Annotated in this window: 11 protein-coding genes; 2 read left to right on the top strand and 9 right to left on the bottom strand. The window is 75.4% G+C overall.

The genetic code is table 11. The features are described from left to right. Nucleotides 1–3: 3 nt before the first annotated feature. Complete coding sequence (locus Sru02f_RS02540; protein ID WP_109034867.1) at nt 4–822, top strand: alpha/beta fold hydrolase; 819 nt, start codon at nt 4–6, stop codon at nt 820–822. An 11-nt stretch (nt 823–833) separates the two neighbouring features. Continuing rightward, nucleotides 834–1,736, top strand: a complete 903-nt coding sequence (gene hasP / locus Sru02f_RS02535; RefSeq protein WP_109034869.1) for a 3-hydroxyasparagine phosphotransferase — start codon at nt 834–836, stop codon at nt 1,734–1,736. A gap of 75 nt (nt 1,737–1,811) precedes the next feature. On the opposite strand, the gene Sru02f_RS02530 is transcribed toward hasP, so the two are convergent. The 9 genes from Sru02f_RS02530 to Sru02f_RS02490 are packed head-to-tail and all read right to left on the bottom strand — an operon-like array spanning nt 1,812 to nt 11,808. Then, nucleotides 1,812–3,659 carry an ABC transporter ATP-binding protein gene (locus tag Sru02f_RS02530; RefSeq protein WP_109034871.1) on the bottom strand — a complete coding sequence of 616 codons (1,848 nt, stop codon included), beginning with the start codon at nt 3,657–3,659 and terminating at the stop codon, nt 1,812–1,814. Between the two features lie 39 nt (nt 3,660–3,698). Then, complete coding sequence (gene asnO / locus Sru02f_RS02525; RefSeq protein ID WP_109034873.1) at nt 3,699–4,700, bottom strand: L-asparagine oxygenase; 1,002 nt, start codon at nt 4,698–4,700, stop codon at nt 3,699–3,701. A 57-nt stretch (nt 4,701–4,757) separates the two neighbouring features. Continuing rightward, nucleotides 4,758–6,161: an alkaline phosphatase family protein gene (locus tag Sru02f_RS02520; protein ID WP_174855196.1), complete on the bottom strand. Its 1,404-nt coding sequence runs from the start codon at nt 6,159–6,161 to the stop codon at nt 4,758–4,760. After that, a complete protein-coding gene (gene eboE / locus Sru02f_RS02515; protein WP_373103372.1) occupies nt 6,158–7,318 on the bottom strand; it encodes a metabolite traffic protein EboE in 1,161 nt (386 codons plus the stop codon). Before eboE ends, Sru02f_RS02520 begins: the two co-directional genes overlap by 4 nt. Nucleotides 7,319–7,324: 6 nt before the next feature. Beyond that, nucleotides 7,325–8,203, bottom strand: a complete 879-nt coding sequence (locus tag Sru02f_RS02510) for a TatD family hydrolase (RefSeq protein ID WP_109034877.1) — start codon at nt 8,201–8,203, stop codon at nt 7,325–7,327. Then, the gene (locus Sru02f_RS02505) at nt 8,200–8,904 is read right to left on the bottom strand and encodes an EboA domain-containing protein (protein WP_109034879.1); all 705 of its coding nucleotides are present in this window, start codon (nt 8,902–8,904) and stop codon (nt 8,200–8,202) included. Before Sru02f_RS02505 ends, Sru02f_RS02510 begins: the two co-directional genes overlap by 4 nt. Next, nucleotides 8,901–9,773: a sugar phosphate isomerase/epimerase family protein gene (locus Sru02f_RS02500; protein WP_109034881.1), complete on the bottom strand. Its 873-nt coding sequence runs from the start codon at nt 9,771–9,773 to the stop codon at nt 8,901–8,903. The genes Sru02f_RS02505 and Sru02f_RS02500 overlap by 4 nt, the downstream gene beginning before the upstream one ends. Beyond that, nucleotides 9,770–10,645 (bottom strand): SCO3242 family prenyltransferase, encoded by an 876-nt coding sequence (locus Sru02f_RS02495; protein WP_373103370.1) that lies wholly within the window; start codon nt 10,643–10,645, stop codon nt 9,770–9,772. Before Sru02f_RS02495 ends, Sru02f_RS02500 begins: the two co-directional genes overlap by 4 nt. Continuing rightward, a complete protein-coding gene (locus Sru02f_RS02490; RefSeq protein ID WP_109034885.1) occupies nt 10,642–11,808 on the bottom strand; it encodes an inositol-3-phosphate synthase in 1,167 nt (388 codons plus the stop codon). The genes Sru02f_RS02495 and Sru02f_RS02490 overlap by 4 nt, the downstream gene beginning before the upstream one ends. Nucleotides 11,809–11,824 lie beyond the last annotated feature (16 nt).

The raw sequence follows: 11,824 nt of genomic DNA, 5'->3' as shown, positions 1-11,824 counted from the left end.
ACCATGCCCGTCCTCACCGTCAACGGCATCAGGATCAACTACTACGACGACGCGCCCCCGGCGGGTGCGCAGGCCGCACCCGCCGTACTGCTCGTCATGGGCTCGGGCGGCAGCGGCCGGGCCTGGCACCTGCACCAGGTGCCCGCGCTGGTCGCCGCCGGGTTCCGGGTGATCAGCTTCGACAACCGGGGCATCGCGCCGAGCGAGGAGTGCCCCGGGGGCTTCGGCATCGACGACCTGGTCGCCGACACGGCGGCCCTCGTCGAGGAACTGCGGCTGGGGCCCTGCCGGGTGGCCGGCATCTCGATGGGCGCGCACATCGCCCAGGAGCTGGCCCTGTCCCGGCCCGACCTGGTGGACCGGCTGGTCCTGATGGCGACCCGGGCCCGCCCGGACGCGCTGCGCGAGGCGCTGTGCCGCGCGGAGATGGAGCTGTACGACCAGGGGATCCGGCTGCCCGCCGCCTACGAGGCGGTCGTCCAGGCCATGCAGAACCTGTCCCCGCGCACCCTCGACAACGACGTGCAGGCCCGCGACTGGCTGGACGTGCTGGAACTGACCCGGCGCTCCGGTGCGGGCTACCGGGCCCAGCTCGGGGTGCGGGTGGACGGCGACCGGCGGGAGGCCTACCGCGGCATCCGGGCCGCCACCCGCGTCGTCGCCTTCCAGGACGACCTGATCGCCCCGCCCCACCTGGGCCGGGAGGTGGCCGACGCGATCCCCGGCGCCGAGTACGAACTGGTGCCCGACTGCGGCCACTACGGCTACCTGGAGTCGCCGGACGCGGTGAACAAGAGCCTCGTCGAATTCCTGCGCCGGTGAAGGAGAACCCGTTGAAGACCGAGCCCGATGTCCAGAGCGGTACGCCGACGCCCGCCGACGGCCCGCTGATCGCGCTGGCCCGTGAGGTGTGCCCCGGCTTCACCCCCGGGGAGGTCGTCTACCGCAGCCGCACCTCGCTGGTGGTGGGCGGCGAGCTGGACGGCGTCGAGGCGCTGGCCAAGGTGCGCACGCCCGACTGGCGGCGCCAGTGCCTGCGCGAGATCGACACCTACGACCTGTTCGACGCGGTGCCCCCGCCGGTGCCGGTGCCGCGGCGGTTCGCCTCCGACCGGGAGCGGGCCGTGCTGGTCATGGAACGGCTCACCGGGGAAGTGCTGGCCCCGGACCGGTTCCCCCTCACCCCGGTCTCCCGGGAGGACCTGGCCGGGGTGCTGGAGGCCGTGGAGCGGCTGCGGCACTGGCGGCCCGCGGCGGCCGGCTCGTGGGCGGTGGACTACCGGGGGATGCTGGAGGGGTTGCACGCCCAGGGCGTCTTCGACGACGCGCACTGGGCGGACCTGCTCAGGCTCCTCGAACTGTCCGGCGTGCCCCGCGAGTTCGGTCACGGCGACCTGGTGCTGGCCAACGTGGTCCGCAGCCGGGGCCGGCAGGTCCTGATCGACTGGGCGAGCAGCGCCCTGTTCCTGCCCGGACTCGACCTGGCCCAGCTCTGGATGCTCCTCGGCGACGTCCCCGGGGCGCGGGCCCGCGTCGAGGTGGAGGTGGCCGAACGCGCCGACGAGCGGGACGGGATGATGCCGTTCCTGGTGAACCTGACGCTGCTGCTGTACCGCGAGCGCCGCGCCCACCGGCGGTTCACCGACGACGCCTCGCGGGCCCGGGCCGTGGGGCTCGACGCCGCCTGGGAGCTGACCCGGCACCGCGTCCGGCAGTGCCTGGCGACGGCCGGCTGACCGGCCCGCGGCACACGAAGGGGCCTCCCGGCGAAGTGCACCGGGAGGCCCCTTCGTGTGGGGGGGGAAGGCGGTCTACTGGATGAGCAGTTGGTGGCTGGCCAGCTCCCGGTAGAGGGGGCTGGTGCCGGTCAGTTCCTCGTGCCGGCCCGCGGCGACGACCCGGCCGTGCTCCAGGACGACGATCTGGTCGCTGTCCACGACGGTGGACAGCCGGTGGGCGACCACGAGCAGCGTCCGGTCGGCGGTGACGGTGCCGATGGCCTCCCGCATCAGGGCCTCGTTGCGGGCGTCGAGGTTGCTGGTCGCCTCGTCGAGCAGCATGATCGGCGGCGCGGCCAGGAAGGTGCGGGCCAGCGCCAGGCGCTGCCGTTCGCCGCCGGACAGCAGGACGCCGCCCTCGCCGACCTCGGTGTCCAGGCCCTGCGGCGCCCGCTCGATGACGCCCATGAGGTTGACCGAGCGCAGCACCTCCCGCATGTCGTCGTCGGTGGCGTCGGGCGCGGCCAGGGAGAGGTTGTCGCGGACGGTGCCGGCGAGGACCGGCGCCGACTGCTCGACGTAGCCGAGGCGTCCGCGCAGCTCGCGGCGCGGCAGGTCGCGTACGTCGGTGCCGCCGACCCGGACGGTGCCGGAGGTGACGTCGTAGAACCGTTCCACCAGCGACAGCAGGGTGGACTTGCCCGCTCCGGAGGGGCCGACGAGCGCGGTGCGGGTGCCGTGGGGGACGGTGAGGGAGACGTCCCGCAGGACCGTCTCGCCGTCGGCGTAGCCGAAGCTGACGCCCTCGAACTCGATCGCGGGCGGCCGCCGTTCCGCGTCGGCGGGCCCGGTCCCGGGCCGGGTGCGTTCGCGCACCGTGAGCGGTCCCGCGCCGGCGTCGGTCTCCTGCGGCAGGTCCACCATCTCCTCGATGCGCTGCAGGGCGCCGAGCCCGGACTGGAGCCGGGAGTAGGCGGTCAGCGCGCGGCCGAGGGGGAACCACAGCATGAAGAGGAAGAGCACGAAGGCGACCATGTCGCCGACCTGGATGGCGCCGCTGGCCACCCGGGCGCCGCCGAGGCCGAGGACGACGAGGAACGCCACCTGGATGGTGGTCGAGGTGATCGGGTTGATCATCGCCTGGAGCCGGGCGATGCGCATCCCGGCGTGGTAGGCCTGCTGCGCGTACCCGTCGACGGCCTTCCCCTCGCGTTCCTCGGCGCCGCTGGCGCGGATGGTGCGCACGGCGGAGATGGCGCGCTCGACGGCGGAGGTCATCTCGCCGATCCGGTCCTGGGCGTCGCGGGAGGCGCCCCGCACCCGCCGGGAGAGGCCGACGACGGCGAGGACGCCCAGCCCGAGGCCGAGGGCGGTGGCCGCGAACAGGGTGGGGTCGATCAGGCACATCATGAGTGCGGAGCCGCCGACCATGACGACGTTGGTCACGGTGTCGAAGAGGCCGGAGGTGACCACCGCGCGCAGCATGGTGGTGTCGGCGCCGACCCGGGAGAGCATGTCGCCGGTGCGGCGCTGGTCGTACTCGGTGATGGGCAGCCGCAGCAGCCGGGCCACCAGCCGGCGGCGGGCGGTCAGCACGAGCCCTTCGGCGGCCCGCTGGAGCAGGTAGTCGCGGATCCCGCCGAGTACGGCCACCACCACGAGGACGCCGATGAGCAGGGCCACCAGCCGCCCCACCGGCTTGTCCGCCTCGATGTCGGCCAGCACGTCCCGGGTCAGCACCGGCTGGCTGAGGGTCAGCAGGGTGACCACCAGGGAGAGCACCGCGACGATCCCCAGCGTCGGCCAGTAGCCCTGGAGATACGGGAACAGGGAGCGCAGCCCGACCTTGCGGACCGGCGGGGCGGGCGGTCCGGACTCCGGCGCGTTCTTCGCGCCGGAGTCCCGGGCGGGCGGTCGCTCCCTGGTCTGCGTGCTCGTCATCGCACTCCTACTCCTGTCTCACTGCGGGGGCTTGGCCGGTCAGGCGGGCTGCGGGGCCGATCCGAGCACGTAGCCGTCGGCCGGCCGCATCGCGCGCGAGCGGCGCAGGTCGGTGAGCACGAAGGTGCGCTGGAGCCAGCGGTCGGTGCCGTCGTAGCGGGGGGTGAACTCGGTGCGGCCGTGCACGGTGACGCGGTTGTCCACGATCGCCAGCTCCCCGGGCAGGAGGCGGTGGGTGACGGCGGTGGCGTCGAACCGGGCCTGGAGTTCGCGCAGGGCCTCGGCGGCCCGCTCGGTCACCGGCTCGGTGGCCGCCAGGTCCACCCGCAGGTCGGGGTCCGAGCGGTCGCCGAGCAGTACCGGACCGGGTGCCTCCTCGGGGCCGCTCAGCTGGAAGGAGGGCGGCGGCGCGGTGCGGAACTCCGGTGCCCACAGGGCGTCCACGGTGGAGTCGGACAGCAGCGGCAGCACCCGCCGCACGCACGCGGTGCGCAGGCCCGCCCGGCCCGTGGGGTCGGCGCGCAGGCACAGCAGCATCACGAAGTCGGGGCGGTGCTCGTGGAAGGCGTTCTCGTTGTGGAACGTCAGCAGGGTCGAACCGGCGTTGCCCTGGAACTCCTCCATGCCCGGCACGGGGACGACGTCCTGCACGAGGGCGCCGTTCTTCTCCGGCAGGAACGCGCCGGGGTCGCCGAGCCCGCAGGCGGTCATCAGCAGCACGGCGGCGCCCAGCGAGGCCTCGCGCTGCACGGAGCCGTTGACCCGCGGGGTCGGCGGCAGCCCCATGGAGTCGACGGGCAGGCCGCGCAGCACCATCGCGCCGTCCGGTCCCGAGTCCCGGCGGAATCCGGCGAGGTCCCGGCGCAGGGTCGCCGGCCAGGCGTGCCAGGCGTTCCTGGCCGCCTCGACCCATTCGGCGTCGTCGGGCCGCCCGGTCGCCTGCGTGGCGAGTTTCCAGGCGATCTCCTCGACGAGTTCCGCGTCCGACTGATCCAGCGTCACGTCGTAGCGCGACGCCGGTCCCGCGGCATTCGCAGCCATGGTCAGAGCCTCCGTCCACCGTCGTTTTGTGTGTACTCGGGACGCTATGGGCCGTCGTTATCGGCCGCGTATCGAGCGGGCATGGGGAGAGATCCCGGCCAGCGAGAGCAGCAGGTCCTTGACCTCCGTCGCGGCGACGGACTCCCCCAGCGGCGCGTCCGGGTCGGAGACCAGCAGCACCGGCGCGTCCTCGGGGCGGCCGGGCAGGCGTCCGTGGCTGCCGCGGACCCGGGAGCCGTCCAGGGGGACGACGTTCATGGTGTAGCGCAGACCGAGCTTCTTGCGGGCCAGCGCCGCCGCCGCGCGCAGCCGGGCCGCCGCCGGGGCGTGGTGGTCGAAGCCCAGCTCGGCCGGGTCGTAGCCGGGCTTGCGGTGGATCTCGACGGTGCGGGCGAAGTCCGGGGCGCGGGCGTCGTCCAGCCAGTAGTAGTAGGTGAACCAGGCCTCGGGCCGGGCGACGGCGACGAGTTCACCGGCCCGCTCGTGGTCGAGGCCGTGTTCCTTCTTCCCGGCCTCGCCGAGCACCTCGGCGACACCGTCCAGGCCGTTCAGCAGCTCCTCCACGCGCGGCAGGTCGGCGGCGTCGCGCACGTAGACGTGGGCGACCTGGTGGTCGGCGACGGCGAATGCCCTCGACGTCCAGGGGTCCAGGTACTCCATGCCGTCCTGGGTGTGCACGGCCAGCAGCCCGGCCCGGCGCAGCGCCCGGTTGACGTCGACGGGCCTGCTGACCGGGGTGATGCCGTACTCGCTCAGCACCACGACGGTGACGCCGTCGCGGCGGGCCTCGTCGAGCAGCGGCGCCAGGGTGCGGTCCAGTTCGGCGGCGGCCCGGCGGGCCCGGCGGCTGTCCGGGCCGAAGCGCTGGAGGTCGTAGTCGAGGTGCGGCACGTAGACGAGGTTCAGGTCGGGTCGGTGGGTGCGGTGCAGATGGCGGGCCGCGTCGACGATCCAGCGGGAGGAGGCCAGGTCCGCGGTGGGCCCCCAGTAGTGGAAGAGCGGGAAGGGCCCGAGGCGGCCGGTCAGCTCGTCGTGCAGGGAGGCCGGGTGGGTGTAGCAGTCGGGCTCCTTGCGGCCGTCGGCGTAGTAGACCGGCCGGGGTGTCACCGTCCAGTCGACGTCGGCGCCCATGGCGTACCACCAGCAGACGTTGGCGACGGTGTAGCCGGGGTGCAGCGCGCGGGCCGCCTGCCACACCTTCTCGCCGCCGACGAGCCGGTTGTGCTGCCGCCACAGCAGTACCTCGCCCAGGTCGCGGAAGTACCAGCCGTTGCCGACGACGCCGTGCTCCGCGGGCGGCCGGCCGGTCAGCAGCGTGGACTGCACCGAGCAGGTCACGGCGGGCAGCACGGTGTCCAGGCGGGCGCCGGTGCCGGCGTCGCGCAGCGCCGAGAGGCGGGGCATGTGGGCCAGCAGGCGCGGGGTGAGCCCCACGACGTCCAGCACGAGCAGGCGCTTCACGGGGTGCTCTCCTCCGTCAGGCCGAGGGCGGTCAGGGTGTCGCGGGTCCAGGCGAGTTCACCGGCGATGCCGTCGACGAGGCCGCCGCCGTCGGGCGCGCCGGGCAGCACCGGCCAGGTGTAGGTCTCCACCTCGACGTGGTCGGTGAGCGCGGCCGGCCCGCCGAGCAGGGTGGTCAGCGCGGCCACCAGTTCGGGGCGGGTGCTGCGCAGGGGCGACGGCAGGTCGCGCTGGACGGGCACGTGGTAGTGGACCCGCCAGGCCGCGTCGCCGGACAGCGCGCCCCGAAGCGCCTCGGGCAGGTCGTCGACGGCCGCCGGGCCGCCCGGCGCGGCCTGCCGCGTCTGGTGCAGGAACCGCCGCTCGGCGAAGGCGGCCAGCGCGGCGCGGGCGGCCGGGTCGGTCGGCCGGTCGGCGTGCACCGCGCAGGACGCCTGGGTCTTGACGACGGGCAGCGCGGCGGCCAGCCGGGTCAGCGCGGGTCCCGGCTCCTCGAAGGCGACGGCGAGGTGGCAGGTGTCGACGCAGACGCCGAGCCGTTCGGGGTCCGCGCCGGCGAGCCGTGCCTCCGCCTGGCCGGTCGTCTCGATCAGGCACCCGGGCTCGGGTTCGAACCCGACGCGCACGGTGCGCCCGGTGTCCGCGGCGAGCGCCGCCAGCCCCTGGGAGAGCAGGTCGAGGTGGCGCCGGGCGAGGTCGTCCCGGCGCGGGGTCCAGGGTGTGCGCCAGGCCAGCGGCAGCGTGGAGACGGAGCCGCGGGCGGCGTCCGGCGGCAGCAGCTCGGCCAGGACGCGGGCGCAGGCCAGGGTGTGGTCGAGGCGGGGCCGCTCGGTCCAGTCGGGCCGGTAGACGGCCTTCTTGACGGTCGGGGCGTGGAAGCCCGCGTAGGGGAAGGCGTTGAGGGTGACGACCTCGATGCCGCGCAGGTCCAGTTCCTTGCGGAGCAGGTCGAGCGCGGACCGGTCCGCGGCCAGGGCCGTCACGACCGGTGCCGCCAGCCACAGCCCGAGGCCGATCCGGTCGGCGCCGAGCCGTTCGCGCACCGGCTCCCCGTAGCGGGCCAGCTGGGCGAGGACGCCGTCGAGGTCCTCGGCCGCGTGGACGTTGGTGCAGTAGGCGAGGTGGACGGTGGTGCCGTCCCGGTGCCGCAGGCGCACGGCCCGTCACCCCTCCCCGCGGCGGATCGAGCTGCCCTCGAACTCCGCGCGGGCGCCGGGTGCTTCGGGGCCCTCGGGGCCCTCGGGGCCGTCGAGTTCGAGGCGTCCGCTCTGCCCGTAGAAGGCGACCGGATTGCGCCACAGCACCTGGTCGACGTCGTCCTCGCCGAAGCCGGCGGCGCGCATGGCGTCGGCGGTGCGGCGGGTCTTCAGCGGGTCGCTGCGGCCCCAGTCGGCGGCGGAGTTGACGAGGATCCGCGCGGTTCCGTACTCGCGCAGCAGCGCGACCATGCGGTCCTCGCTCATCTTGGTGTCGGGGTAGATCGAGAAACCCATCCAGCAGCCGCTGTCCGCGACGGCCCGCACGGTCACCTCGTTGAGGTGGTCGACGACGACCAGGCCCGGGTCGATGCCGGACTCGCGGACCACGTCCAGGGTGCGGCGGGTGCCGTTGGCCTTGTCGCGGTGCGGGGTGTGCACCAGGACGGGCAGGGCGTGCCGCACGGCGAGTTCGAGCTGCACGGTGAACGCCTTGTCCTCCTGCGGCGTCATCGCGTCGTAGCCGACCTCGCCGACCGCCACCACCCGGTCCCGGACCAGGTAGTCGGGCAGGACGTCGAGCACCCCGGCGAGCCGGGGGTCGTTGGCCTCCTTGGGGTTCAGGGCGAGCGCGCAGTGGTGGCGGATGCCGAACTGCTCGGCCCGGTAGGGCTCCCAGCCGAGCAGCGCGTCGAAGTAGTCGGTGAACGAGCTGACGCCGGTGCGCGGCTGGCCGAGCCAGAAGGCGGGTTCGACCAGCGCGCGGACCCCGGCGGCGGCCATCGCCTCGTAGTCGTCGGTGGTGCGGGACGTCATGTGGATGTGCGGGTCGAAGATGCGCGTCACGCCGTGGCCTCCGTGGATACGCGGTGGGTGTGCAGGTAGGCGGCGACGTCGGGCGGTAGTGCCCGTCCCGCGGCGCGCCGCTCGGCGGCGAAGTCGGCCATCATCCGGCCCAGTTCCGCGTCGGCGCGCTTGTCCACAGCGGACACCAGGTCCAGCGGGACACCGACGAACACGCACTTGAGGACGGCCTGCCGGAAGGCGTGCGCACCGAGCCGGCGGGCGCCGTACGGGCCGACGGCGGCGGCGATCAGCCTCGGGTCGTTGCACCGCAGCGCGTCCTCGACCAGCGGCAGCCCCAGGTCCCCGAGGTCGCCCACGGCCTCCAGCAGCGACAGCGACCGCAGGACGGCCCGACGTTCGGGCCCGCCCCCGATCCGGTACAGCCGGGAGACGACGGCCGCCAGCGCGGCACCGCGCACCGGAAGCGCGGCGAGCAGCAGCACGCGTACGGCGTCGTCGACGCTCCACGCCGTGCCCGGACCCGTGCCCGCACCCGCGCCCGCCTCCGCGCCGACGTCCAGCGCGCCCCGGCCGCACCGCCGGGCGGCGACCGCGAACCTCCCCTCGACCTCGCCCGCCTCGCGCCGCACCGCCGCGCACGCCTGCTCCAGCCACGCGGCGGCGTCCGGGGCGAGCGCCCGGTCCAGGGCACCGGAGAGGGTTTCCGGCAGGGACCGGGTTCCGTCGTCGCCGGGGATCACGCGGCCGCTCCCCGGGTCGCGGGGCGGGCGTCGGCCTCGGCGGCGCGCAGGAAGTCCAGGGACCGGCGGGCCACTTCGGGGGCGGCGTGGCTGTGCCGGGGCAGCTCCACCGAGACCAGTCCGCGGTAGCCGGTGGCGGCCAGCGCGGACAGCACGGGCGGGAAGTCGATCTCCCCGCTGCCGAACTCCAGGTGCTCGTGGGTGCCCCGGCGCATGTCCTCGATCTGCACGTTGACCAGCCGGTCGGCGACCCGTCGTACGCAGTCGGCCACCGGCTGCGGCTCCAGGCAGCGGCAGTGCCCGACGTCCAGGGTCAGCCCGAGCGGGTGCGGGCCGCCGAGCCTGCGGCACAGTTCGTCGTAGGCGTCCAGGGTGTCCACGAACATGCCGGGCTCCGGTTCGAAGCCCAGCACGACCCCGGCCCGCGCGGCGGCCTCCACCACGGTGCCGCAGCCGGCCAGCAGCCGGTCCCAGACCACCTGCCGGGGCGTGTCGGCGGGGGCGGCGCCGCTCCAGAAGGACACGGCCTCCGCGCCGAGGTCGGCGGCGATCCGCACGGCCCGCAGCAGCAGGTCGACCCGGCGCCCGGCGCCCTCGGCGGACATCAGCACCGGCTGGTGCTTGCGCCAGGGGTCGAGCACGTACCGCCCGCCGGTCTCGACGACGACGGCCAGCCCGAGCCGGTCCAGCCGGGCCGCGAGCCGCCGCAGCCGGTGCGGCAGGTCGTCGGCGAACGGGTCCAGGTGCCGCGGGTCCAGGGTGAGTCCGACGCCCTCGTAGCCCAGGTCCGCGAGGACGGCCAGGGCGTCCTCCAGCGGATGGTCGCCGAAGCCGTTCGTGCCGTACCCGAATCTCGTGCCGGCGCTCATGTGGGGGACACCTTCCTGCCGAGTCGTCGGGCCCACGGGAGGGCGCAGGCCAGCGCGGCGCCGGCGGCGCCGCGTCCGGCGGTCGCGGTCAGCGCCGCCTGGAGCGGGATCAGCGCGTGGATGCCGGCCGCCACCGCCCGCCGTACCTGCGGCGCGGCCGGGTTCCGCGCGGCCGCGAGCTGCGCCGCCGCGCCCCCGTACGCGTACACGGCCGTCAGGCCCGCGGCCAGGACCCGGTCCCGGGTCGGCCGACGGCGGCCGCGCAGCAGCACGGCGGCCCCGACCGCCCCGCCGACGGCGAGCGACTGCCGGGGCACCGCCCGGGGCGCGCCGCTCACCTCGTACCGGCTCAGCCGGGTGACCATGCCGGTGTGCAGGGCGACGGTGGCCGCCGCGGGCAGCGCCCGGCGCAGTCCGCCGGGTCCCGCGCCGCCCAGGACGTTCAGCGCGCGGGCCGCGGCCATCGCGGCGGCACCGGCCGGGGTGGGCTTGAGCACGAGGTCGTACGCCCAGACCACACCGGCCAGGGGCAGCGCCGTGGCCAGGCCCCGGCGGCCGCGGGCCAGCGCCGCGAGGCCGAGCCCGGCAGCGGTGAGCCCGCAGCCGACCGCGCGGGCCGCGGCCGGGCTCACCGCCCCGGAGGGCACCGGGCGTTCGGGCCGTTCCACGGCGTCGAGGTCGCGGTCCGCGTAGTCGTTGAGCGCCATCCCCGCCCAGTACAGGCAGACCGACGAGGCCGTCATGCCGAGCAGTTGGGGGCCGAGCGGCCGCCGGGCCGCCGCCGCTCCGGCGAGGACGTCCCCGGGCACCGACAGCGCGGCCGGGGCCCGGACCAGGCGGGCCAGGTCGTGCGCCCGCGGCAGCGCACTCACGCGGGCGCCCCCACCGAGCGCGCCCAGCCGACCAGGCTCGCGTACTGCGCGGCCAGGTCGTGCTCGGCGGAGCCCACCGGGTCCTTGAAGAAGAAGCCCAGCTCCGGCACCGGCCCGGCGACGCCGCCGCGGTGCGCGAGGGCCATGAACCGGGCCAGGTCCAGCACCAGCGGCGCGGCCAGCGAGGAGTCGCAGCCCTGCCACGTGAACTGCAGGGTCATCCGGGCGCCGAGGAAGCCCTCGAACGTCACGTGGTCCCAGGCGGTCTTCCACTCCCCGAGGTCGGGGACGTGGTGGATGTGCACTCCGCCCTCGACGGCGTGGCCCAGCTCCGCCTCCAGCACCAGGCCCTTGGAGGCGTTCTTGCTGACCACCCGCTCCGGGTCGGCGAGGGTGGCCCCGTCGCCGCCGCCCAGCAGGTTGGTGCCGGACCAGGAGCGCACCCGCAGCGCCCGGCGCGCGAACATCGGCGCGAGCACCGACTTGACCAGGGTCTCGCCGGTCTTGCCGTCGCTGCCGGCGTAGGGCAGGCCCTGTTCCCGGGCGAGTTCGTCCAGCGCGGGCAGGCGCGCCCCCGTCGACGGGGTGAAGTCGACGAAGGCGCAGCCGGCCATCAGCGCCGCGTAGGCGTACAGGGAGCTGACGGGCAGCGGCCGTTCGCCCCGCGCCAGCGCCTCGCGCAGGGCCGCCGCCGAGGCGTGCCCCGGCCGCGGCACGGCGGGCGGCTGGGTGGAGGAGACGTTCACGACGACGACCCGGTCCAGACCGAGGCGTTCCCGGAAGCCGGTGAGGTCGGCGACGATGGCCCCGGCGGCCGACGCCTGGTCCGGGGTGCCGTCGCCGCCCTCCTCCGTGCCCGGCGGCGCGGGTCTGATCTCGGCGTCGGCCGCGTCGAGTTCCGCGGTCAGCGCACCCGGCAGGCCGCGGGGCACGACGCCCGCCTCGGCGAGCTGCTCGGCCCGTTTGACCAGGCCGGTGCCGACGACGTCGTGGCCGCCGAAGACCAGCTCGTCGAAGCCGGGCAGCGGCAGGCCGTCGAAGGCCTCGAGCGTGCTCACACAGCCGGTGGCCGGCACCAGCCCGGCGCGCAGCGCGGCGGCGCCGACGACGGTCGTGGTGGCCACCGAGCCGCGGGCACCCACCAGCCAGATTCCGGTACGCATGGTGTCTCCTCCTGTC

Source organism: Streptomyces rubrogriseus (assembly GCF_027947575.1).
Taxonomy (GTDB): Bacteria; Actinomycetota; Actinomycetes; order Streptomycetales; family Streptomycetaceae; genus Streptomyces; species Streptomyces rubrogriseus.
This window is presented reverse-complemented; position numbering and strand designations above follow the sequence as displayed.

Bases quoted from the DNA above. Each gene is read 5' to 3' on its own strand.
- Sru02f_RS02540 (WP_109034867.1), top strand. From the start codon at position 4: ATGCCCGTCCTCACCGTCAACGGCATCAGGATCAACTACTACGACGAC.
- asnO (WP_109034873.1), bottom strand. From the start codon at position 4,700: ATGGCTGCGAATGCCGCGGGACCGGCGTCGCGCTACGACGTGACGCTG.
- Sru02f_RS02500 (WP_109034881.1), bottom strand. From the start codon at position 9,773: ATGAGCGCCGGCACGAGATTCGGGTACGGCACGAACGGCTTCGGCGAC.
- Sru02f_RS02490 (WP_109034885.1), bottom strand. From the start codon at position 11,808: ATGCGTACCGGAATCTGGCTGGTGGGTGCCCGCGGCTCGGTGGCCACC.
- Sru02f_RS02530 (WP_109034871.1), bottom strand. From the start codon at position 3,659: ATGACGAGCACGCAGACCAGGGAGCGACCGCCCGCCCGGGACTCCGGC.